This is a genomic window from Streptomyces sp. SCUT-3 (genome assembly GCF_014083985.1).
GTDB lineage: Bacteria > Actinomycetota > Actinomycetes > Streptomycetales > Streptomycetaceae > Streptomyces_H > Streptomyces_H thermolineatus.
Genome location: NZ_CP046907.1, coordinates 1,645,307 through 1,668,073, shown reverse-complemented (window position 1 = coordinate 1,668,073; position 22,767 = coordinate 1,645,307). Strand labels below are relative to the sequence as shown.

The following is a 22,767-nucleotide window of genomic DNA, read 5'->3' as shown; positions in this document are numbered from 1 at the left end:
ACGCCCCGTCAACCGGCCCCGCCCGGCGGGCGGATGGACGTAGAGTCGTTCCGGTCCGCCCGGTCCCGGGCGGACCCAGCCCGAGGAGAGCCTGAGTCGAAGTGGACGTGCAGAAGAAGCTGGACGAGATCGTCGCGGTGGTCGAGGGCGCCCGTGCCATGCCCATGTCGGCGTCCTGCGTGGTCAACCGGTCGGACCTGCTCGCCCTGCTCGACGAGGTCCGCTCCGCGCTGCCCGACTCCCTGGCGCAGGCGCAGAGCGTGCTGGGCGACCGGGAGCAGGTGGTCGTCGAGGCCCGCCGGGAGGCGGAGCGGATCATCGAGGCCGCGCAGGCCGAGCGCGCCTCGCTGCTCTCCGCCACGGAGATCGCCCTGCGCTCCCAGGAGGAGGCGGACCGGATCCTGGCCGAGGCCCGGCGCGAGGCCGAGGAGGTCCGGGCGGAGGCCGACGACTACGTCGACAGCAAGCTCGCCAACTTCGAGGTCGTCCTGACCAAGACCATCGGCTCCGTGGACCGGGGCCGCGAGAAGCTCCTGGGCCGCGGCCCGGGCCTCGACGAGCACGGAACGGCCGACGAGGACGCCCCCGAGCGCAGCTCGGACCCCGAGACCCTGCGCCGCCGCGCCGACGCGTACGTGGACGCCAAGCTCGGCGCCTTCGAGGCCGTTTTGTCCAAGACGCTGGAGGCGGTCGGCCGCGGCCGGCTCAAGCTCGTCGGCCACCGCGAGGCCGACGACCTCGCCGCCCACATGGCGGCCCAGGACTCGATGGCGCTCCCCGGCGGCGCGCAGAGCGACGCCGAGTACCTGGCCGGCCTTGCCGGGGTGCCCTCGGAGGTCCCCGAGGTCCCGGTGCGGCCCGCCCCGCAGCAGCCGGGCCACGCGCCCGCCGAGGCGTACCCGGACCCGTACGCGCCCGCCGCGCAGTACGGGGACGGCGGCTACGACCACCAGCAGTCCGGCTACGGCCAGGACGCCTACGCGCAGTCCGGGTACGGGCAGGAGCAGCCCTACGCCCAGGACGGCTACGCCCAGCAGCCCTACACGCAGGACGGCTACGCCCAGGACTCCTACGGCCAGGCCCCCTACGCCCAGGACCCCTACGGGCAGCCCGGCGACGGCCGGGGCACGCACGGCCAGGGCGCCTACGGGCAGGACGGGTACGGACAGGACGCGTACGGGCAGGGCGCGTACGGCGCCGGCCACGACTGGCAGCAGCAGGCGCAGTCCTCGCAGCCGGCCCTCCCTCAGCAGCCCTCCGCGGCGGCCCCCCTGCCCGGTGGCGGACTGGACGAGACCAGCTTCTTCGACACCGCCATGATCGACCTGGACCGGCTGCGGGAGCTGGACCAGGGCCGTTGACGGCCCGGGGCGCAAGGGGCGAGTTGGGGCAGGACGGCGCGTCCGTTATCCTGACACCTCCAGCTGTTCGGAGTGCTGGTGATGTCGGCTGCCCGTGACCGTGTCCGGGAAGGCCACACCGAGGAAAGCAGGAAGCCCTGAACGCCCGCCTTGACCACCGCGACCCGCTCGTGTTCGACACACGCGAGCTGGGCCGTCGTCCTGGCGCGATGAAGAAGGTCTCCCGCTCGGTGCCGGCTCCCGCGGACCTCGGTCTCGACGTGATCGGCGTCCCCGAGGGCGCGACGGTCGAGCTGGACCTGCGCCTCGAGTCGGTGATGGAGGGCGTGCTCGTCACGGGGACCGCCACCGCACCGCTCGAAGGAGAGTGCGTACGCTGTCTGGAGCCCGTCGAGCAGCAGCTGGACGTGCGCTTCCAGGAGATGTACTCCTACCCCGACGCCGACGACCGGCGGGGCGGCGTCAAGCCCGCCCCGGACGAGGACGGCGACGAGGAGGAGGAACTCGTTGTCGAGGACGATCTGATCGGCCTCGAGCCCGTGCTGCGGGACGCGGTGGTGCTTTCACTGCCCCTGCAGCCGGTGTGCCGGGAGGACTGCCCGGGCCTGTGCTCCGAGTGCGGAGAGCGGCTCGCGGACGACCCGGACCACCACCACGAAGCCGTCGACATCCGGTGGGCGGCACTGAAGGGATTCGCCGACTCCACCGAGGACGGCGCGACCGATGACGCGAGCGGCGCCGACGGCGCCGACGAGAACCAGGAGAAGTAGCCGTGGCTGTTCCGAAGCGGAAGATGTCGCGCAGCAACACGCGCCACCGCCGTTCGCAGTGGAAGGCTGCGGTTCCGACCCTCGTGGCGTGCGAGCGCTGCCACGAGCCGAAGCTGCAGCACATCGCGTGCCCGAGCTGCGGCACCTACAACCGTCGTCAGGTCCTCGAGGTCTGATCGGCGGGTGAGAGGCGCTATGTCGGACGCCACCAAGCCCTCCCGCAGCCGCGGGAGCGAGCCGGCGCAGACGGCCTCGTCCCTCACGCTCCTGGAAGGGCGGCTCGGGTACACACTCGATCCCGCCCTTCTGGTGCGTTCGCTGACCCACCGCTCCTTCGCGTACGAGAACGGCGGCCTGCCCACCAACGAGCGGCTGGAGTTCCTCGGGGACTCCGTGCTCGGCCTGGTCGTGACGGACACGCTCTACCGCGTCCACCCCGACCTGCCGGAGGGCCAGCTGGCCAAGCTCCGGGCCGCGGTGGTCAACTCGCGGGCCCTCGCAGAGGTGGCCCGGGGCTGGAGCTGGGCACCTTCGTCCGGCTCGGCCGGGGCGAGGAGGGGACCGGCGGCCGGGACAAGGCGTCGATCCTGGCGGACACCCTGGAGGCCGTCATCGGCGCGGTCTACCTCGACCAGGGACTCAAGGCGGCCACCGAGCTGATCCACCGGCTCTTCGACCCGCTCATCGAGAAGTCCTCCAACCTCGGGGCCGGACTGGACTGGAAGACCAGCCTCCAGGAGCTCACCGCGACGGCGGGCATCGGCGTCCCGGAGTACCTGGTCAGCGAGTCGGGGCCGGACCACGAGAAGACCTTCACGGCTGCCGCCCGCGTCGGTGGTGTCGAGTACGGCACCGGCACCGGCCGCAGCAAGAAGGAAGCCGAGCAGCAGGCCGCCGAGGCGGCCTGGAACACCATCCGCGAGCAGCAGGAGGCCGCCTCCGGCGGTCCCGCGCCCGCGGACTCCGCGGAGACGGCCGCCCTGTAGCGGCCGGTCCGCACCGGCACCAGTCGCACGGCCCACCGGCATCCGCCAGGTGGGCCGTGCGCGTCCGCGGCCCGCGCCCGCCCGCCGGGCCCCGCCCGCGTCCCGTGCAGTCCCGCCCCCTCCCGCCTTCCGTTCCCGTCCCACCCCTTCCCACCGTCCCGCTTCCCCGTTCCAGGAGCGTTCCCGTGCCCGAACTCCCCGAGGTCGAAGTCGTCCGGCGCGGACTGGAGCGCTGGGTCGCCGGCCGCCGCGTGGCCTCCGCCGAGGTCCGCCACCCCCGCGCGGTGCGACGGCACGCCGCCGGCCCGGCCGACTTCGCCGGACGGCTGACCGGCCGCGTCCTCGGCGCCCCGCACCGGCGCGGCAAGTACCTGTGGCTGCCGCTGGAGGAGCCGGGGGCCGCACCGGAGCCCCAGGACGCACCGCCCGGACGGGCACGGGAGTCGCTGCTGGCGCACCTGGGAATGAGCGGGCAGCTCCTGGTGCAGCCGCACGACGCCCCGGACGAGACCCACCTGCGGGTGCGCGTGCGCTTCGCCGACGCCCTCGGCACCGAACTGCGCTTCGTGGACCAGCGGACCTTCGGCGGCCTGTCCGTGCACGAGGCGGACCCGCACGACCCGGAGGCGACCCCGTCGGTCGTCGCCCACATCGCCCGGGACCCGATGGACCCGGCCTTCGACGAGGACGCCTTCCACCTCGCCCTGCGCCGCCGCCGCACCACCCTCAAGCGCGCCCTGCTCGACCAGTCCCTGATCAGCGGCGTGGGCAACATCTACGCCGACGAGGCCCTGTGGCGGGTGCGGATGCACTACGACCGGCCGACGGCGACGATGACCCGCCCCCGCACCGCCGAACTCGTCGCGGCGGTGCGCGAGGTGATGGCCGAGGCCCTGGCCCAGGGCGGCACCAGCTTCGACAGCCTGTACGTCAACGTCAACGGGGAGAGCGGCTACTTCGACCGCTCGCTCGACGCCTACGGGCGCCAGGACGAGCCGTGCCGCCGCTGCGGGACCGCCATCCGGCGGCGGCCGTTCATGAACCGCTCCAGCTACTACTGCCCCGCCTGCCAGCGCCCGCCGCGCCCTTCCGCGGGCTGAACCGCGGCCTCGTTCCGCGGGACTGCGCGCCCCGGCCCCGGAATCATCCGGCAGGATGACGCCCCTTCGGGCCGCGGGGCGACGACGGTCGGGCCCGCCGGCCGGAGTATCGGGGCATGACCGAAAAGCCGCTCCGGCCCCTTGCGCTGTTCCCCTCCTTACCGTCCGCCACCGCGCCGTCCGCCGCCGAGTCGTCCTCCGCCGAGTCGTCCGCCGACGCGTCCCGGAACGGGCCGCCGGGGGACCGGCCCCGTTCCCGCCGGGCGCTGCGGCTGCTGTGCCTGACGGAGATGGTGGCCGTCGTGCCGTACCTGGCGCTGAAGGTCCACTGGGTCACCGGAGGGACCACCGGGCTCGGTGACGGCGCCCTCGCCGACGCACCCGCCTTCTTCTGGCTCAACATGCTCACCGTCGGCCTGGCCGTCGGAGCCCTGGGCGTGGGCGTCTTCCTGGCCGGCGCCCGGAGCCTGCGGGCCCCTGCCTGGCCGCTGCTGCTCCCCACGTGGGTGGGCACCGGACTGCTCGTCCCGGTCGTCCTGGCCGCCCCGGTCGCCGGGCTGGTCCTCCTGCTGGGGGCCGACGGCGGGGGAGAGGCGCAGGCGGCCGGATCAGGCCAGGCCCCCCTGGTGCAGCCGTGGGTGTTCGGCGTCGTGTACACCGGGTTCACAGTCCAGGGCCTGGCCCTGGTGGCGGCTCTCGCCCTGTGGGTCCGGGCCCGCTGGGGCGGCGCGCTGACGGAGCCGGTCGGGAGCCGGGCGTCCGCCCCCGGGCCCGGCGCGGTGGCGCGGACCGTCGCCGCGGCGGCCTCCGCGACGGTTCTTGCCGCCGCGGTCCTGCACGGGCTGTGGGCCGCGGGTGCAGAGGTGCCGCTGTTCGAGAGGGACGCGCTCCCGCTCGGAGTCGGCGTCCGCCTCACGGAGGGGGTGCACGTGATCGCCGCGGTCTGCGCGGCCCTGGGGCTGTGGGCACTGCTGCGCCCGGCGGGGCGGCGGGTGCGCACGGGCACCGTCATGACCGCCGTGTGGATCGGTACGGGCGTGCTGTTCACCGGCGCCGGCTGGACGCTGCTCACCTCGGTGGTGGGACCCGGCGGGACCGGGGACGTCCTCCGCGCGCCGACCCCCGTCGAGCTCCTGTGGGCGGTCCAGATGGCGGCCGCGGTGCTGATCGCGGCCGTCGCGGTCCGCGCGTTCGCCGTCACCGCCGGCGGGCGGTCCCCGGCAGGGGCGGCGCGGGCCGGCGGGTGACCGGCGGGCGGCGTCCGGCCCGCGGCGGTGTCAGAACCCGAAGTTCTGCGTCCACCACGGGCCGCCGGACCCCGTCTCCACCCCGACGCCGAGGGTGCGGTAGTCGCAGTTGAGGATGTTCGCGCGGTGACCGGGGCTGTTCATCCAGGCCTCCATCACCGCGCGGGCGTCGGCCTGGCCCCGGGCGATGTTCTCCCCGCCGAGGTTGGTGATGCCCTTTTCGGCGGCCCTGTCCCAGGGGCTGTCGCCGTCGGGGTCGACGTGGTCGAAGAAGTTCCGGAGCGCCATGTCCTCGCTGAAGCCCTGCGCCAGCCGGGTCAGTGCGCCGTCCTCGGCGACCGGCCCGCAACCGGCCCGTGCCCGCTCCTTGTTGACCAGGGTCAGCACCGCGGCCCGCAGGCCGGCGACGCCGTCGTCCCGGCCGGAGGCCTCCTGCGCCCCCGGCGTCCTCGGGGCGGGCGCCTCCTGCGCCGGCCGGGCCGTCCTGGTGGGTGCGGCGGCCTTCTCCGGCTCCCGGGACTCCGGCCGCCCCGGGGAGGAGGCGGAGGGGGACGGGGCCGGGGCGCGCCTGTCGTCCCGGCCGGCGGGGGCCCGGCCCCGGTCCGGAGGGGCCGAGGGGGCGACGACGGCCGGGGCGGAGGGGGAGCGGTCGGCGCCCGCGACGGCGTCGGAGTCCTGCCGGGCCAGGGAGTGGCCGAACCCCGGCTCTCCCCCGGGGGCGGGGATCAGCCCCGAGGCCATGCCCACGGCTCCTGCCGCGAGAGCGGCGGACGACGCCAGCAGCCCGGTGCGCACCGGGCTTCCGCGTCGGCGCGCCGCGCGCCGGCCGCGGGGCGTCGCGGCGGGCTCGGGGACCGGGGCGGTGCGACGGTGGCTGCCCATCTCCTGCCTTCCGTGTGACCGGACGTTCGAGATCACTCGAACGGGTGAATCCCTTGGCGGGGGACTGTACGCCATGTGTGGGGACGGCGGCTGCGGAGCCTCCGCAACTCCCGCGGTAGCGTGCTGAGATGAACGACAATGTCCGGCTGACCGCCTGGGTGCGGGGCCGTGTGCAGGGTGTGGGATTCCGCTGGTGGACCAGGGCCAGGGCGCTCGAGATCGGCGGGCTGGCCGGCTACACCTCCAACCTGGAGGACGGGCGGGTGCAGGTGGTGGCCGAGGGCCCCAGGGACAGGTGCGAACTGCTGCTGGAGAAGCTGCGCACGGGAGGGGCGCCGGGGAGGGTCGACGGCGTCGCCGATCTGTGGGGTGAGCCGCGAGGGGGGTACGACGGCTTCGCGATCCGCTGACCCGGCTGCCGCACAAGCGGAGGGCGACCTGCTGTTTCCGTGCCGGCGTCATGCCCGCCGGGCAGGCACCGGCGGACGGTTGCCAACCAGGGGTCGGCCGTGCTTGACTCCGGTCCCAAGGATGATCGACACGGCCCCCCGGGCCGCCCCGCGCAGTGGCAGCAGGCCCGCGCACCGGCCTTCGCACACGGCCGGAGGAGTGGCGGTCCGGTCGAGCGAGCCGTGATCGTGTTGACCCTCAAACCAATTGGTGAGACGCTGGAAGCCCCGCGCACCCCAGCCGTTCGGCGTTCGGAACCGCGGCAATGGCGCACACGGCGGGTGCGACACCCTCAATGACCTTACCGCTCCGTACGGTCGGTCACTCAGCGTGGAGGACCATCCATCATGGCAAAGGCGCTTCTCGGTTACGTCGGCGGCCCCGACCCTCGACTCCTCGCCGAGATGCGACGCCTTCAGCAGCGCGTTCAGGACCTGGAGTCCGAGATCGTTCGGATGCAGGCCGAGAACGACGCGCTGGCTGCGGCGTCGCGCGACGATTCGCTGCTCAGCGGGATCGACATGCACCAGGCGGAGCCGGCGCTCACCTGATCTCCCCGCCCGTGCGGGCGACGGGGAGCAACGTCACCGCTTGAGGATGTGCAGGGACGCTTCGGCGTCCCTTCTTCATGGCCCCCTCCCGGGCCGGTCGCCCACAGGTGATCTGCCCTTCCGACCCGCCGGTGAAACCGGGGGTCTCGCGGGGACGGCCGGTAGAGTCGTCGAGGTGCACCTGAAGAGCTTGACCCTGCGCGGCTTCAAGTCCTTCGCATCGGCGACGACGCTGCGCTTCGAACCCGGCATCACCTGCGTGGTCGGGCCCAACGGCTCCGGCAAGTCCAACGTGGTGGACGCGCTCTCGTGGGTGATGGGCGAGCAGGGGGCCAAGTCCCTGCGCGGCGGCAAGATGGAGGACGTCATCTTCGCCGGCACCTCCGGCAGGCCCCCGCTCGGACGGGCCGAGGTGAGCCTGACCATCGACAACGGCGACGGCGCCCTGCCGATCGAGTACGCCGAGGTCACCCTCACCCGGACGATGTTCCGCAACGGCGGCAGCGAGTACCGGCTCAACGGGGACACCTGCCGCCTGCTCGACATCCAGGAACTCCTGTCCGACTCCGGCATCGGCCGGGAGATGCACGTCATCGTCGGGCAGGGGCAGCTGGACTCGGTCCTGCACGCCGACGCGACGGGCCGCAGGGCGTTCATCGAGGAGGCCGCAGGCGTCCTCAAGCACCGCAAGCGCAAGGAGAAGGCGCTGCGGAAGCTGGACGCCATGCAGGCGAACCTCACCCGGGTGCAGGACCTCGTCGCCGAACTGCGGCGGCAGCTCAAACCCCTGGGCCGGCAGGCGCAGGCCGCGCGCCGCGCCGCGGTGGTCCAGGCGGAACTGCGCGACGCCCGCCTGCGGCTGCTCGCCGACGACCTGGTGACCCTGCGCGAGGCGCTGCGCTCCGAACTCGCCGACGAGGCCGAGCTCAAGCGCCGCAGGGCGGAGGCCGAGGCTGAGCTGGCCGCCTCCCGGCGGCGGGAGGCGCAGCTGGAGGATCGGGCCGCCCGGCTGGCCCCCGGGCTCGCCCGCACCCAGGACACCTGGCACCGGCTGTCCCGGCTGGCCGAACGGGTGCACGGCACCGTCGGACTCGCCCGGCAGCGTGTGCGGCACGCGAGCAGCGTCGGGTCCGGGGAGCGTCCTCCCGGGCGCGACCCCGAGGAGACCGAGTGCGAGGCGGCCCGGATCCGCGAGCAGGAGGCGGAACTCGCCGAGGCCCTCGATGCGGCCCGGGCCGCACTGGAGGAGGCCGAGGAACTGCGGGCCGGCCTGGAGGACGCCCTGGCGGACGAGGACCGCCGGCTCCGGGAGGCCGCGCGGGCGGCCGCGGACCGGCGGGAGGGCCTGGCCCGGCTGCACGCCCGGGCGGGCGCGGCGCGCGACCGCGCGGCCGCGGCCCGGGCGGAGACCGACCGCCTCGGTGCCGTGCGGGACGAGGCGGCCGGGCGCGCGCAGGCGGCCCGTGAGGAGTACGAGGAGCTCAGGGCCCGGGTCGAGGACGCCGAGGCGGGGGGCGAAGGCCTGGAGGCCGAGCTGGAGGAGGCCGCGCAGGAGCTGGCCGGGGCGGAGCGGGCGCACCGGGAGGCGCGGCAGGAGGCCACCCGGGCCGAGCGCGAGCACGCCGCGCTCTCCGCCCGCCACGAGGCACTGGCCCTCGGGCTGCGCCGCAAGGACGGCAGCGGCGCCCTGCTCGCCGCGGGCGAGCGCCTGACCGGGCTGCTGGGGCCGGCCGCCGAACTGCTCACCGCCGCCCCCGGGCACGAGGTCCCCGTCGCCGCGGCCCTGGGTGCGGCGGCGGACGCCGTGGCGGTCTCCGGTCCGGAGGCCGCCGTGGAGGCGCTGAACCTGCTGCGCAAGGAGGACGCGGGACGCGCGGCCCTGATCCTGGCGGCGGAGCGGGCCCCGGAGCCCGCGGCGGTGGCCCGGGACGGGGGCCCGGGGGACGGAGGCCCGGACGACGGGGGGCCCGCGGGGGAGCCGCCCGCCGGGGCGCTGTGGGCGGCGTCGCTGGTGAGCGGTCCGGAGCGGCTGCTGCCCGCGGTGCGGCGGCTGCTGCACAAGGTCGTGGTGGTGCCCTCGCTGGAGGAGGCGGGCGCGCTCGTCACCGCCCGTCCGGACCTGACCGCGGTCACCGCGGAGGGCGACGTGCTGGGGACCCACTTCGCCCACGGCGGGTCCGCAGGCGCCCCCAGCCTGCTGGAGGTCCGGGCCGCGGTGGACGAGGCGGCCGCCGAACTCGGGCGGCTGGCCGTGCGTTGCGCCGCGGCCGCCCGGGCCCAGCAGGAGGCGCAGGAACGGCGGACCCGGTGCGCGGACCGCGTCGAGGAACTGGCGCGGGCCCGGCGGCGTGCCGACAAGGAGAAGTCGGCGGTCGACCGGCAGCTGGGCCTGCTCGGCGGGCAGGCGCGCGCCGCGGAGGCGGAGGCGGAGCGGGCCGCGGCGGCCGTGGAGCACGCGCGGGCCTCGCTGGAGGAGGCGCAGGAGCGGGCCGGGGAGCTGGGCCGGAGACTGGCCGAGGCGGAGGCGGAGGCGGAGGCGGAGGCCGGGGGCGGGGGCGCGCCCGCGCACGAGGAGCCGGACACCTCGCGGCGCGACCGGCTCGCCGAGGAGGGCGCGGACGCCCGCCGTGCCGAGACCGAGGCGCGGCTGGCGGTCCGCACCCACGAGGAGCGGGTCCGGGCGCTCGCGGGCCGGGCCGACGCCCTGGACCGCGCCGCCCGCGCCGAGCGCGAGGCCCGCGCCCGCGCCCGGGCGCACCGGGCCCGGGCGGCCAGGGAGGCGGCGGTCGCCGGGGCCGTGGCCGCGGGCGCGCAGAACCTGCTCCGCCACGTCGAGGCCTCACTGGCGAGGGCCGAACAGGACCGGGCCGCGGCCGAACGCGAACGCGCCGGGTGCGAGGCGGAGCTCACCGCGGAGCGGGCGCGGGGACGCGAGCTGGAGGCGGTGCTGGACGCGCTGACCGACTCGGTGCACCGGGGCGAGGTGCTGGGCGCGGAGAAGCGGGCGCGCATCGGGCAGCTCGAGGCCAAGGCGCTGGAGGACCACGGGGTCGAACCGGAGACCCTGATCGCCGAGTACGGACCGGACCGGCCGGTCCCCGCGTCCCCTCCGGCCCCGGGGGAGGAGCTGCCCGAGGACCCGGAGCACCCGAGGAACCGGCCGCGTCCCTTCGACCGGGCCGAGCAGGAGGGGCGCCTGGCCGCGGCCGAGAAGGCGTTCGCCCGGCTGGGCCGGGTCAACCCCCTGGCGCTCGAGGAGTTCGCGGCCCTGGAGGAGCGGCACAAGTTCCTCACCGAGCAGCTCGAGGACCTGCGCAGGACCAGGGCGGACCTGCTGGCGGTGGTCAAGGAGGTGGACGAGCGGGTGGAGCAGGTGTTCTCCGCCGCGTTCCACGACACCGCCCGCGAGTTCGAGGGGGTCTTCTCCCGCCTGTTCCCCGGCGGCGAGGGGCGGCTGGTGCTGACCGACCCCGGCGACATGCTCTCCACCGGCGTCGAGGTGGAGGCGCGGCCGCCGGGCAAGAAGGTCAAGCGGCTCTCCCTGCTGTCTGGCGGGGAGCGGTCGCTGACCGCGGTCGCGGTGCTGGTAGCGATCTTCAAGGCCAGGCCCAGCCCGTTCTACGTCATGGACGAGGTGGAGGCGGCCCTGGACGACACCAACCTGCAGCGGCTGATCGGGCTCCTGAGGGAGCTCAGGGACGCCTCGCAGCTGATCGTGATCACGCACCAGAAGCGCACGATGGAGGTCGCCGACGCACTCTACGGCGTCTCCATGCAGGGGGACGGCGTCTCCAAGGTGGTCAGTCAGCGACTGCGCTGACACCCGAAGAACGTTCACGCGGTGAACGTCGGACTTGGTCTTCCATGGTCAATGCCGGGTTTCGGCTTCGAGAGATGAACGAATAACCTCTGGGAGGTTTCCAAAGCCTTCGAGTGGTGAGACGAGCAGAACCACCTGACACTCGAAGGTCACCCCACGCCCAGGAGCACCCGTGACGAGTCCCGAACCGGTGGTCGAACCGGAGGCCCGCAAGGCCCATCCGGAGCACCTCGGCCACGTCCTGTTCATCACCGCGGCGGCCGCCATGGGCGGTTTCCTCTTCGGCTACGACAGCGCCGTGATCAACGGCGCCGTCACCGGCATCCGGGACCGCTTCGGCGTGGGCAGCGCCGAGATCGGCATCGTCGTCTCGTCCGCCCTCCTCGGCTGCGCCGTCGGAGCGGCCACCGCGGGCCGCCTCGCCGACCGGATCGGCCGCATCCGCTCCATGCAGATCGCCGCGGTGCTGTTCACCGCGAGCGCCATCGGCTCGATGCTCCCCTTCTCCGTCTGGGACCTCGGCTTCTGGCGGATCGTCGGCGGCCTGGGCATCGGCATGGCCTCGGTCATCGCCCCCGCCTACATCGCCGAGGTCGCCCCTCCGGCCTACCGCGGCCGGCTCGGCTCGCTGCAGCAGCTGGGCATCGTCTCCGGCATCGTCATCTCCCAGCTGGTCAACTACGCCGTCGCGCAGGCGGCCGGCGGCGAGACCCGCAACGAACTGGCGGGCCTGGAGGCCTGGCAGTGGATGCTCGGCATCATGTTCGTCCCCGCGGCGCTCTACGGCCTGCTGACGCTGGCCATCCCCGAGTCGCCGCGGTACCTGATCTCCGTCGGGCGCAGGGAGAAGGCCAAGCAGGTCCTCGGCGAGGTCGAGGGCCACACCATGGACCTGGACCGCCGGGCCGACGAGATCGAGGCGCTGCTGCGCAGCGACCGCAAGCCGACCCTGTCCGACCTGCGCGGCAACCGCCTGGGCCTGCTGCCGATCGTCTGGGTCGGGATCCTGCTGTCGGTCTTCCAGCAGTTCGTCGGCATCAACGTGATCTTCTACTACTCGTCGGCGCTGTGGCAGTCGGTCGGCATCGACACCGAGGGCTCGCTCTTCTACAGCCTCACCACCTCGATCATCAACCTGGTCGGCACCTTCGTCGCCATCGCCCTGGTCGACAGGGTCGGCCGCAAGCCGCTGGCCCTGGTCGGATCGGCCGGCATGGCGGTCTCGCTGGCCGTGGCCGCCTGGGCCTTCTCCTTCAAGACCGGCACCGGCGACGACATCACCATCCCGGACACCCAGGGCGCGGTCGCCCTGGTCGCCGCCCACGTCTTCGTGCTGTTCTTCGCCCTGTCCTGGGGCGTGGTCGTCTGGGTCTTCCTGGGCGAGATGTTCCCCAACCGGATCCGCGCCGCGGCCCTGGGCGTCGCCGCCGCGGCCCAGTGGATCGCCAACTGGGTGATCACCGTGACGTTCCCCAGCCTGTCCGAGTGGAACCTGTCGGGCGCCTACTGGATGTACGCCGTCTTCGCCGTGCTGTCCTTCTTCTTCGTCCTGAAGTACGTGCCCGAGACCAAGGGCAAGGCGCTGGAGGAAATGGGCTGACGCCCGCCGCGCCCGCCCCGGCCCGAGTGCCCGGGCCCGAGCGCCCGGCCCGAGTGCCCCCGCCGTCCCCCGTCCGGGACGGCGGGGCACGCTGGTTCCATGACACGAGCGCAGTCACTGGAACAGCGGGCCCGCCGGCTCGCCGCCGCACCGGGCCGCCGCGTCCTGGGCATCACCGGCCCTCCGGGCGCGGGCAAGTCCACCCTGGCCCGGCACCTGGCGGACCGCCTGGGCGACCTGGCCGCGGTGGTGCCGATGGACGGCTTCCACCTCGCCGACGCGGAACTGCGCCGCACCGGCCGCCTGGGCCGCAAGGGAGCCCCCGACACCTTCGACCCGCACGGCTACGCCGCCCTCCTGGAACGCCTGCGCAGCCCGCGGGAGGGGGAGACCGTCCACGCCCCGGCCTTCGACCGGGAACTGGACCAGCCGGTCGCCGGCAGCATCCCCGTGCCCGCGCGGACCCCGCTGGTGATCACGGAGGGGAACTACCTCCTGCTCGACGACGACCCCTGGCCCCGCGTCACCGCCCTGCTGGACGAGGTGTGGTGGGTCGACCTCGACGACGGGGAGCGCGTGCGCAGGCTCGTCGAACGCCACCACCGGTTCGGCCGGCCCCGCGCCGAGGCCGAGCGGTTCGTGCGCGAGTCCGACGAGGCCAACGCGCGGCGGGTGGCCGCGGGAAGGGAGCGCGCCGACCTGGTGGTCCGCCACACGGCGCACGGGGAATGGCGAGCAGTGCCCCGATGAGGGGAGCGTGGCCGATACTGGACGGGTTATGGAAATCGTCATCCTCATCGCAGTCATCGCCCTGGTCGTGATCGGTGCGACCGGCGCGCTGGTGGTCACCACCCGGCGCAGGAAGCCCCTGCCGCCCCCGCGGCGCCCGGTCGCGCCCGCCGAGCCGCAGGTCGGCGAGGAGGCCGCGCCACCGCGGGAGGAACCCCGCCGGACCGTCGAGGACGTCGGGCTGCCCGGGGCGCCGGTCGTCGTCGAGGAGCCGCCGGCCCCGGCCGCCCCGCCGGCCCCGCTGCCGGTCCCGGAGCTGGAGGTCCCCGAACCGACCGCCGGCCGCCTGGTCCGGCTGCGCTCCCGGCTCTCCCGCTCCCAGACCTCCCTCGGCAAGGGCCTGCTCTCCCTGCTCTCCCGCGAGCACCTCGACGAGGACACGTGGGAGGAGATCGAGGACACCCTGCTCACCGCGGACGTCGGCGTCGCACCCACCCAGGAACTGGTGGACCGGCTGCGCACCCGGGTGAAGGTGCTCGGCACCCGCACCCCCGACGAGCTGCGCGGCCTGCTCCGCGAGGAGCTCCTCGCACTGATCGGCACCGACACCGACCGCGCCCTGCGCACCGCGCGCCACACCGCCGAGGACGGCACCGCCCGTCCCGCCGTGGTGATGGTCGTCGGGGTCAACGGCACCGGCAAGACCACCACCACCGGAAAGCTGGCCCGGGTCCTGGTCGCCGACGGCCGCAGCGTCGTCCTGGGCGCGGCCGACACCTTCCGCGCCGCCGCGGCCGACCAGCTGCAGACCTGGGGCGAGCGCGTCGGGGCGCGCACCGTGCGCGGACCCGAGGCCGGCGACCCCGCCTCGGTCGCCTTCGACGCGGTCAAGGAGGGCATCGCCGAGGGCGCGGACACGGTCCTGGTGGACACCGCCGGCCGGCTGCACACCAAGACCGGCCTGATGGACGAGCTCGGCAAGGTCAAGCGGGTCGTGGAGAAGCACGGCCCGGTCGACGAGGTGCTCCTGGTGCTCGACGCCACCACGGGGCAGAACGGCCTGGTACAGGCCCGGGTCTTCTCCGAGGTCGTCAGCATCACGGGCATCGTCCTGACCAAGCTGGACGGCACGGCCAAGGGCGGCATCGTGATCGCCGTCCAGCGCGATCTGGGCGTGCCGGTCAAGCTGATCGGCCTCGGCGAGGGCGCGGACGACCTGGCCCCGTTCGAGCCGGAGGCGTTCGTCGACGCACTGCTCGGCTGACGGCCGCACGCGCGAACCGGCGGCCGCACGCGCGAACGGCGGGGGCGGCACCCCGACACCGGGGTGCCGCCCCCGCCGTTCGCGCGTCCCCGCAGCCGGGCGGGACTTCGGCCGGGCGGGGCTTCAGGAGGGCACGAGCCGGGAGGCCGCCGACCGGCGCTCCCGGTGGCAGGCGTAGGCCAGGGTGCCCAGCACCAGCCGGGCCTCGGGGGGCGGCACCGTGCCGTGCCCGCCCGACGGCGAGGGCGCCGGCCGCCGCAGCCAGCGCACCGGGCCGTACGAGCCGAGGTCCGAGGGCGGGGCGGTCACGTGGTCGCCGGGGCCGAGGGAGCGCAGGTCCAGGTCCGCGTCGTCCCAGCCCATCCGGTACAGGAGCTCCGGCAGCTCGCCCGCGGCGCCGGGCGCGACGAAGAACAGTGCGCGCCCGGTCGGCGTGGCCAGGACGGGCCCCAGCCGCGTGCCCATCCGCTCGAGCCGCGCGAGGGCCCGCGCCCCGGCCCGCTCGCCGACGTCGATGACGTCGAAGGAGACGCCCACCCGCAGCAGCACCGAGGCGTCCTCCGCCTCCTCCCACACCGACCGGATGCGCTCGAGCGGGGTCCCCGGCGCGATCCCGGTGCCACCGGGCAGCGGGTGCGCCCCCGGGGCGGCGCAGTCCGGGGCCCCGCAGGAGCAGGTGCCGCCGCGCACGACGCGCGCGCCGGGAACCACCGTCCACCCCCACAGCCCGGCGTACTCCGCCACCGTGGTGCACAGCGAGGCGCGGCTGCGGCGCCGTGAGCCGAGCATGAAGTCCATGTCACCCCCAACGGGTCGTGGTCGCCGATGGTTACGCAGTGGTGACTCTGTGTTCGCAGCGAGGGGTTCGGCTCGACGGGTGGTGCGGCCCGCGGTGCGCGCCCCCCGCGGCCTCCCGTCCGCCCCCGGCGTTCTCCGGACACCACGGGACCAGTGAATCGCGGGGAACCGCCCCGGGGCCCGCCCCCGGGGGTGGCGAATGGTGGCGTTTCCGTGACGATGCACGTGCACCGGTGACCGTAGGATTACGTTCGGTTCAACAACGAGGACGGCAGGGTGTCGGTCCGCGGGCACGCCGACGGCTTCGCCCCGCGCATCCGCCCGGCGCACCTGATCCGGCGGACATCGGCGGGGAGACCCGGGATGGGGGCGTTCCTGTGGGCGACAAGCAGCCCAACACGCGGTTGGGTTCGTGGTTCGTGCGCAGCGGATGGTCCAAGGGGGAGCTCGCGCGGCAGGTGAACCGGCGGGCGCGGCAGACCGGCGCCCACCACGTCAGCACCGACACCTCCCGGGTCCGGCGCTGGCTCGACGGGGAGCAGCCCCGCGAACCGATCCCGCGCATCCTCTCCGAGCTCTTCTCCGAACGGTTCGGCTGCGTCGTCGCGGTGGAGGAACTGGGACTGCGCCAGGAGCACCGCTCGCCGCAGACCGCGGGGGTGGACCTGCCCTGGGCCGGCCCGCAGACCGTCCGGCTGATCAGCGAGTTCTCCCGCAGCGACCTCATGCTGGGCCGGCGGGGCTTCCTCGGCCCCTCGCTCACGCTCGCGGCCGGCCCCGCGCTCGTCGAGCCGATGCAGCGCTGGCTCGTCCCCGGCCCCTCCGCCCCCGCCGACGAGGCGCCCGGCGACCGCCCCCACCGCGCCGGCCGCATCTCCGAACCCGAACTGGAACTGCTCGAGAGCTCGACGCGGATGTTCCGCCGCTGGGACGCCCAGTGCGGAGGAGGACTGCGCCGCAAGGCTGTCGTGGGCCAGCTGCACGAGGTGACCGAGCTGCTGCAGGAGGGGCACCGGCCCGCGGTGGCCCGGCGGCTGTTCAAGGTCACCGCCGAGCTCGCCCACCTGGCGGGTTTCATGAGCTACGACGTCGGCCTGCAGCCCAGCGCCCAGAAGTACTTCGTGCTCGCGCTGCACGCCGCGAAGGAGGCCGGGGACCGCCCCCTGGGGGCGCTCGTCCTCTCCGACATGGCCCGCCAGATGATCCACCTCGGCCGTCCCGGGGACGCCCTGGAACTCGTCCACCTGGCCCAGTACGGCTCCCGGGAGACCGCCACCGCGTCGACCCAGGCCATGCTGCACGCCGTGGAGGCACGCGCCTACGCCAACCTGGGCCAGGCTGACAGGTGCAACCGCGCCGTGCGGGCGGCCGAGGACTGCTTCGCGGACGCCTGCCCGGCGGACGACCCGGACTGGATCAGGTTCTTCTCCGAGGCGGAGCTCAACGCGGAGAACGCGCACTCGTACCGGGACCTCGCCTACGCCGCCGCCCGCAGGCGCACCTACGCCTCGCTGGCCCGCCCGCCGATGCGCAGGGCGGTGGAGCTGTTCGGCCGGGACGTCGACAACCACCGCCGCTCCTACGTCTTCAACCTCATCGGGATGGCCACCGTCCACCTGCTGCAGGAGGAGCCGGAGGAGGCCGCCGCCTCCGCGGAGCGGGCCGCCCTCGCGGCGGGGAAGGTCCGCTCGGAGAGGGTCAACACCCGCCTGCGCAAGACCGCTGCCGCCGCCGCGGCCCAGTACCCGGGATGCGCGGCGGTCGTCCGGCTGTCCGAGCGCCTGGCCGGGGACCTGCACGAGTACGCCGAAGAGGCCCGCGCGGTCTGACCCGGCCCGGCCGTGCGGCCGGTCGCGTGCGGCCGGCCCCGTGCGGCCGGTCGCGTACCGGAGCGCGGTGTCCGATTTCTGCCAGCACGGACGACGGATTTTCCGCAGTCTCGGCGTGTGGACTCTCCGACCCATCTGGCATCGGCGGTGAGCGCGGACATGCTCGTCGCGCTGCTCGTCTTCCTCTTCCCCCTTGCGTACAGTCCGGGCCCCGGAAACGCGTTCTTCGCCGCGATCGGTGCGTCGCGGGGCTTGCGCGCCACGGTGCCGGCCCTCGCCGGGTACCACGTGGCGACGTTTGCGGTGACCGCGGTGATCGGGATCGGGGCGGGGGCCACCGTCCTCGGGCACCCCCTGCTTGCGAAGGTTCTCAGCGCGGCCGGGGGCCTCTACGTGCTCTGGCTGGCGGTGACGTTCGTCCGTGCCGCCCGGGCGAAGGGAGGGGACACGGCGGATGCCGCGCCGGTGAGGGAGCGGCGGATCGGGTTCCGGGACGGTGCGGTCGTCCTGCTGATGAACCCCAAGGCGTACTACATCATCGCGGTGATGTTCGTGCAGTTCCTCGCACCGTCCGGCGACAGCGACGTCACCGCGGTGCTGGTGATCACGGCCGTCTTCACCGCGAACAACCTCGCCGCTTTCATCGTCTGGGCCCTCGGCGGCCGGGCGCTCACCGCCCTGTTCCGCAGTGAACCGGCGAAGCGGCGGATCGACTACGTGTTCGCCTTCAGCCTGGCCGGAGTCGCGGTCTGGACGGCGGTACCGCTGTTCACGTGATCGGGATCCGCGGCCCGGGACGCCGCCGTCCCGCCCTTCCGGACGGCTCCCGCGGTTCATGGCCGCGTAACACCGGGGCCGCCTTCGTCACCGGGGCGAAACGCCGTGCGGCGTCGACCGAAACCCGCCTGCGCGAATGTCGGTGGCGGAAACCGGCCCGACCCACCGCACCGCACCCGCACGGGCCGTCCCGACACCGAGGAGACGCCGATGCCAGAAGGCTTCAGCGGCGCTGACACCGCGTTCATGCTCGTCTGCGCCGCGCTGGTAATGCTCATGACCCCCGGCCTTGCCTTCTTCTACGGCGGCATGGTCCGGGTCAAGAGCGTCCTGAACATGCTGATGATGAGCTTCGTCAGCCTCGGCATCGTCAGCGTCCTGTGGGTGCTGTACGGGTTCGGCATCGCCTTCGGCGAGGACCGCGGCGGGGTCGTCGGGTTCTCCGGGAAGTACCTGGGCCTGAGCGGCATCGGCCTCAACGAGCTCTGGGACGGCTACGGCATCCCGGTGACCGTCTTCGCGGCCTTCCAGCTGATGTTCGCCGTCCTGACCCCCGCGCTGATCAGCGGCGCCCTCGCCGACCGGGTGAAGTTCTCCGCCTGGACGCTGTTCGTCGCCCTGTGGGTGACCGTCGTCTACTTCCCCGTGGCCCACTGGGTGTGGGGGGCCGGCGGCTGGCTGTTCGAGATGGGCGTCATCGACTTCGCCGGAGGCACCGCGGTCCACATCAACGCCGGCGCCGCGGCCCTGGGCGCCGTCCTGGTCCTCGGCAGGCGCATCGGCTTCAAGAAGGACCCGATGCGCCCCCACAACCTGCCGCTGGTGATGCTCGGCGCGGGCCTGCTGTGGTTCGGCTGGTTCGGCTTCAACGCCGGCTCCTGGCTCGGGGCCGACGGCGTGACCGCCATGGCCTTCGTCAACACCCACGTCGCCACCGCCGCCGCCCTCCTGGGCTGGCTCGCCTACGAGAGGATCCGTCACGGGTCCTTCACCACCCTGGGCGCAGCCTCCGGCGCGGTCTCCGGACTGGTCGCCATCACCCCGGCGTGCGGCGCGGTCAGCCCGCTGGGCGCCATCGCCGTCGGCGTCGTCGCCGGCGTCGCCTGCGCCGCGGCCGTCGGCCTGAAGTACAAGTTCGGCTACGACGACTCCCTCGACGTCATCGGCGTCCACCTCGTCGGCGGCCTCATCGGCTCCGTGCTCGTCGGCCTCCTCGCCACCGGCGGCGTCCAGAGCGACGTCAAGGGCCTGCTGTACGGCGGAGGCGCCGGCCAGCTGGGCAAGCAGGCCGTCGGGGCCCTCGCGGTCCTGGCCTACTCCTTCGCCGCCTCCTGGATCCTCGCCAAGGCCGTCGACCTGGTGATGGGCTTCCGGGTCAGCGAGGAGGACGAGGTCACCGGCGTGGACCGCACGGCCCACGCGGAGACCGCCTACGACTACTCCGGCACCGGGGGCGGCCGCACCGCGACCGCGCCGGCGGGGCACACTGCCGGCACGATCAGCGGGGCCACGGCCCGGGACACGAAGGTGGACGCGTGAAGCTCATCACCGCAGTCGTCAAGCCGCACCGGCTGGACGACGTCAAGGAAGCCCTCCGGGCGTTCGGGGTCAACGGCCTGACCGTCACCGAGGCCAGCGGGTACGGCCGGCAGCGCGGCCACACCGAGGTCTACCGCGGGGCCGAGTACACCGTCGACCTGGTGCCCAAGGTCCGCATCGAGGTCCTCGTCGAGGACGACGACGCCGAGCAGCTGATCGACGTGGTCGTCGGGGCGGCGCGGACCGGGAAGATCGGCGACGGCAAGGTCTGGAGCGTCCCCGTCGAGACGGCGGTGCGGGTGCGCACCGGCGAACGCGGCCCCGACGCCCTGTAGGGGCCCCGACACCCTGCGGGGGCCCCGACGCCCTGCGGGGGCCCCGACGCCCTGCGGGGGACCGGCACCGCACACCCGCCGGGCGCACGGGGCCCGCACCGACCGCACCGGGAGATCCAGTGACCGAACGGGACCGGACACAGCACGGCGGGTGCCCGGCGGGCACCGCGGGGAAGGACCGGGCCGCGGCCCGTGAGGCCCGGTCCGACCCCGCGCACTTCGCGGCGGCCCGGCAGCGCCTCCTCCGGGACGGGGCGCGGCCCGGGCCGCCGCGCCGCGCCGCCCTGGCCGCGCTGACCGACCGGTGGCTGGCAGCCCTGTGGGAGGCCGCGGTCCGGGACACCGGCGTCCGGGGCGCCGCCCTCGTCGCCGTCGGCGGCCACGGACGCGGGGAGCTGTCCCCGCACAGCGACCTCGACCTGCTCCTGCTGCACGACGGCACCACCGGGCCCGGCGGCCTCTCCCGGCTGGCCGACCGGCTCTGGTACCCCGTGTGGGACCTGGGCATCGCCCTCGACCACTCCGTGCGCACCCCGGCCGAGGCGCGCCGCACCGCCGCCGGGGACCTCAAGGTCCGGCTCGGCCTCCTCGACGCCCGGCACGTCGCCGGCGAGGTCGCCCTGACGGCCGCCCTGCGCGCCGCCGCACTGGCCGACTGGCGCGCCTGCGCACCCGCCGACCTGCCCGCGCTGCGCGAGATGTGCCGGGAGCGGGAGGAGCGCCACGGCGAGCTGTCCCACCTGCTCGAACCCGACATCAAGGAGGCCCGCGGAGGGCTGCGCGACACCACCGTGCTGCGCGCCGTCGCCGCCTCCTGGATCGCCGACGCCCCCCGCCGGGGGCTCGACGAGGCCCGCACCGCCCTCCTGGACGTCCGCGACGCCCTGCACCTGGCCACCGGCCGGGCCGGGGACCGCCTCGTCCTCCAGGAGCAGGACCGGGTCGCCCGGACCCTCGGCCTGCCCGACGCCGACGCCCTGCTCCGCAGGGTCTACGGGGCGGCGCGCACCGTCGCCTACGCCTCGGACGTCACCTGGCGCGAGGTCGGGGGAGTCCTGCGCGCCCGCCGCGCCCCCTCCCGCCGCGGCCTCCCCGGCCGCACCCGCCCCGCCGGCGCGAGGACGGCCGCCGACAGGACGGTTGCCGACAGGACGGCCGCCGCGCGGCGCAGCCCGCTGGCCGAGGGGGTCGTCGAGCACGACGGCGAGGCGGTGCTCGCCCGCACCGCCCGCCCCGGACTGGACCCCGTCCTCCCGCTGCGCGCCGCCGCGGCCGCCGCCCGGGCCGGCCTGCCGCTGTCCCCGCACGCGGTGCGGCGCCTGGCCGCCGAAGCCGTCCCGCTGCCCGTCCCCTGGCCCACGGAGGCCCGCGAACAGCTCCTCGCCCTGCTCGGCGCAGGCCGGAACGCCGTCGCGGTGTGGGAGGCGCTCGAGGCCGAGGGACTGGTCACCCGCATGCTGCCGGAGTGGGAGCGGGTCCGCTGCCTGCCGCAGCGCAACGCCGTGCACCGCTGGACCGTCGACCGGCACCTGGTGGAGACGGCCGTGCACGCCGCCGGGCTCACCCGCCGCGTGGGCAGGCCCGACCTGCTCCTGGCCGCGGCCCTGCTCCACGACATCGGCAAGGGCCTGCCGGGGGACCACAGCACGGCCGGCGAGGCCGTGGCGCGCGGCGTCGCCGCCCGGATGGGCTTCCCGCCCCCCGACACGGACGTCCTGGCCCTGCTGGTGCGCCACCACCTGCTGCTGGTGGACACCGCGACCCGCCGCGACCTCGACGACCCGGCCACCGTCGCGGCGGTCGCCGGGGCGGTCGGCGGCGTCGAGGTGCTGGAGCTGCTCCACGCCCTCACCGAGGCGGACGCGCTGGCCACCGGCCCCGCGGCGTGGAGCACCTGGCGCGCCTCGCTCGTGGCGGACCTGGCCGGGCGGACCGCGGCTGCACTGGCGGGGAAGCCGGTGCCCGCCCCCGCCGCCCCCGCCCTGCCCGCGGAGGCCGAACGCTTGGCGGCGGAGGCCGTCCGCACCGGCGGCCCCGTCCTGACCGTGCGCACGCACCGGCCGCCGGCCGGTCACGGGGCGGCGCGGGGGGCGGCGCACGGGGCGGGGGAGGGCGCCGGGCCGGTCGGGGCCGAACTGCTGCTCGCCGTCCCGGACCGGCCCGGCCTGCTGGGCACCGCGGCCGGGGTCCTGGCCCTGCACCGCCTCACCGTGCGGGCCGCCGACCTGCGCACGGCCGACCCCGCGGGGCGGGGCCCGGTGCTGCTGCTGACCTGGCGGGTCGAGGCCGAGTACGGCTCGCTGCCGGACGCGGCCCGGCTGCGCAAGGACCTCGAACGGGCGCTGGACGGCAGCCTGGACGTCGCACGCCGGCTCGCCGAGCGCGAGGCCGCCCGTCCGCGCCGCCGCGGAGCCGCCCCTCCGCCCCCCGTGGCCACCGTGGTCCCGGACGTCTCTCGGACGGCCACCGTCGTCGAGGTGCGGGCGCACGACGCGCCCGGTCTGCTGCACCGGATCGGCCACGCGCTGGAGCGGGCCGGGGCGAGCGTGCGCTCGGCCCGGGTGAGCACCCTGGGCGCGGACGCCGTGGACGCCTTCTACGTCGTCGGCGAGGACAGCGCCCCCTTGCCGGAACCGCACGCCGCGAGGGTCGCCGCCGCGGTTCAGAAGGCCCTGGCCTGACCCGGAACGGTACCGACCGGACCCTCGGTGCAGACCGCACCGGCGGCG

The 22,767-nt window shown here is 75.2% G+C and carries 18 protein-coding genes and 1 pseudogene; 17 read left to right on the top strand and 2 right to left on the bottom strand.

Annotated features, from left to right (window positions below):
• The first annotated feature begins 101 nt into the window (after positions 1-101).
• From GQS52_RS07210 to GQS52_RS07185, 6 genes and pseudogenes are all read left to right on the top strand, one after another.
• Entirely contained in the window at positions 102-1,361 is a 1,260-nt protein-coding gene (locus GQS52_RS07210) for a cell division initiation protein (RefSeq protein ID WP_182312492.1), read from the top strand.
• A gap of 170 nt (positions 1,362-1,531) precedes the next feature.
• The gene (locus GQS52_RS07205; protein ID WP_259370637.1) at positions 1,532-2,131 is read left to right on the top strand and encodes a YceD family protein; all 600 of its coding nucleotides are present in this window, start codon (positions 1,532-1,534) and stop codon (positions 2,129-2,131) included.
• 2 nt (positions 2,132-2,133) lie between these two features.
• Positions 2,134-2,307 carry a 50S ribosomal protein L32 gene (gene rpmF / locus GQS52_RS07200; protein ID WP_065965136.1) on the top strand — a complete coding sequence of 58 codons (174 nt, stop codon included), beginning with the start codon at positions 2,134-2,136 and terminating at the stop codon, positions 2,305-2,307.
• A gap of 19 nt (positions 2,308-2,326) precedes the next feature.
• A pseudogene (gene rnc, locus GQS52_RS07195) lies at positions 2,327-3,117 on the top strand (ribonuclease III).
• A gap of 185 nt (positions 3,118-3,302) precedes the next feature.
• Complete coding sequence (gene mutM, locus GQS52_RS07190) at positions 3,303-4,217, top strand: bifunctional DNA-formamidopyrimidine glycosylase/DNA-(apurinic or apyrimidinic site) lyase (protein ID WP_182312490.1); 915 nt, start codon at positions 3,303-3,305, stop codon at positions 4,215-4,217.
• 116 nt (positions 4,218-4,333) lie between these two features.
• Entirely contained in the window at positions 4,334-5,464 is a 1,131-nt protein-coding gene (locus tag GQS52_RS07185) for a hypothetical protein (RefSeq protein ID WP_182312487.1), read from the top strand.
• A gap of 30 nt (positions 5,465-5,494) precedes the next feature.
• Here the strand turns inward: GQS52_RS07185 and GQS52_RS07180 are convergent, their stop codons facing one another.
• The gene (locus tag GQS52_RS07180) at positions 5,495-6,346 is read right to left on the bottom strand and encodes a CAP domain-containing protein (protein ID WP_182312486.1); all 852 of its coding nucleotides are present in this window, start codon (positions 6,344-6,346) and stop codon (positions 5,495-5,497) included.
• Positions 6,347-6,474: 128 nt separating this feature from the next.
• Between GQS52_RS07180 and GQS52_RS07175 the strand changes: the two genes are divergently transcribed.
• The 6 genes from GQS52_RS07175 to ftsY all read left to right on the top strand — a co-directional run bounded on the left by GQS52_RS07175 (position 6,475) and on the right by ftsY (position 14,760).
• Positions 6,475-6,756, top strand: coding sequence for an acylphosphatase (locus tag GQS52_RS07175; RefSeq protein ID WP_182312484.1), 282 nt, complete (start codon positions 6,475-6,477; stop codon positions 6,754-6,756).
• A 387-nt stretch (positions 6,757-7,143) separates the two neighbouring features.
• Positions 7,144-7,347: a hypothetical protein gene (locus GQS52_RS07170; RefSeq protein ID WP_182312482.1), complete on the top strand. Its 204-nt coding sequence runs from the start codon at positions 7,144-7,146 to the stop codon at positions 7,345-7,347.
• Between the two features lie 175 nt (positions 7,348-7,522).
• Entirely contained in the window at positions 7,523-11,167 is a 3,645-nt protein-coding gene (gene smc / locus GQS52_RS07165) for a chromosome segregation protein SMC (RefSeq protein WP_182312479.1), read from the top strand.
• A 172-nt stretch (positions 11,168-11,339) separates the two neighbouring features.
• Positions 11,340-12,767 carry a sugar porter family MFS transporter gene (locus tag GQS52_RS07160; protein ID WP_259370636.1) on the top strand — a complete coding sequence of 476 codons (1,428 nt, stop codon included), beginning with the start codon at positions 11,340-11,342 and terminating at the stop codon, positions 12,765-12,767.
• A gap of 99 nt (positions 12,768-12,866) precedes the next feature.
• On the top strand, positions 12,867-13,517 hold the full coding sequence (locus GQS52_RS07155) for a nucleoside/nucleotide kinase family protein (protein ID WP_182312478.1): 651 nt from the start codon (positions 12,867-12,869) through the stop codon (positions 13,515-13,517).
• Between the two features lie 28 nt (positions 13,518-13,545).
• Positions 13,546-14,760 (top strand): signal recognition particle-docking protein FtsY, encoded by a 1,215-nt coding sequence (ftsY, locus tag GQS52_RS07150; protein WP_182312476.1) that lies wholly within the window; start codon positions 13,546-13,548, stop codon positions 14,758-14,760.
• Between the two features lie 123 nt (positions 14,761-14,883).
• Here ftsY and GQS52_RS07145 read toward each other — a convergent pair whose 3' ends face one another.
• Positions 14,884-15,558, bottom strand: a complete 675-nt coding sequence (locus GQS52_RS07145) for a bifunctional DNA primase/polymerase (RefSeq protein ID WP_182312474.1) — start codon at positions 15,556-15,558, stop codon at positions 14,884-14,886.
• A 377-nt stretch (positions 15,559-15,935) separates the two neighbouring features.
• Between GQS52_RS07145 and GQS52_RS07140 the strand changes: the two genes are divergently transcribed.
• From GQS52_RS07140 to GQS52_RS07120, 5 genes are all read left to right on the top strand, one after another.
• Positions 15,936-17,387, top strand: coding sequence for a hypothetical protein (locus GQS52_RS07140; RefSeq protein ID WP_182312472.1), 1,452 nt, complete (start codon positions 15,936-15,938; stop codon positions 17,385-17,387).
• Positions 17,388-17,504: 117 nt separating this feature from the next.
• Positions 17,505-18,164 (top strand): LysE family translocator, encoded by a 660-nt coding sequence (locus GQS52_RS07135; protein WP_259370635.1) that lies wholly within the window; start codon positions 17,505-17,507, stop codon positions 18,162-18,164.
• Between the two features lie 210 nt (positions 18,165-18,374).
• Positions 18,375-19,703, top strand: a complete 1,329-nt coding sequence (locus GQS52_RS07130) for an ammonium transporter (protein WP_182312470.1) — start codon at positions 18,375-18,377, stop codon at positions 19,701-19,703.
• The gene (locus GQS52_RS07125; RefSeq protein ID WP_182312468.1) at positions 19,700-20,038 is read left to right on the top strand and encodes a P-II family nitrogen regulator; all 339 of its coding nucleotides are present in this window, start codon (positions 19,700-19,702) and stop codon (positions 20,036-20,038) included. The genes GQS52_RS07130 and GQS52_RS07125 overlap by 4 nt, the downstream gene beginning before the upstream one ends.
• A 119-nt stretch (positions 20,039-20,157) precedes the next feature.
• Positions 20,158-22,719: a [protein-PII] uridylyltransferase gene (locus tag GQS52_RS07120; protein ID WP_182312466.1), complete on the top strand. Its 2,562-nt coding sequence runs from the start codon at positions 20,158-20,160 to the stop codon at positions 22,717-22,719.
• Positions 22,720-22,767: the final 48 nt, after the last annotated feature.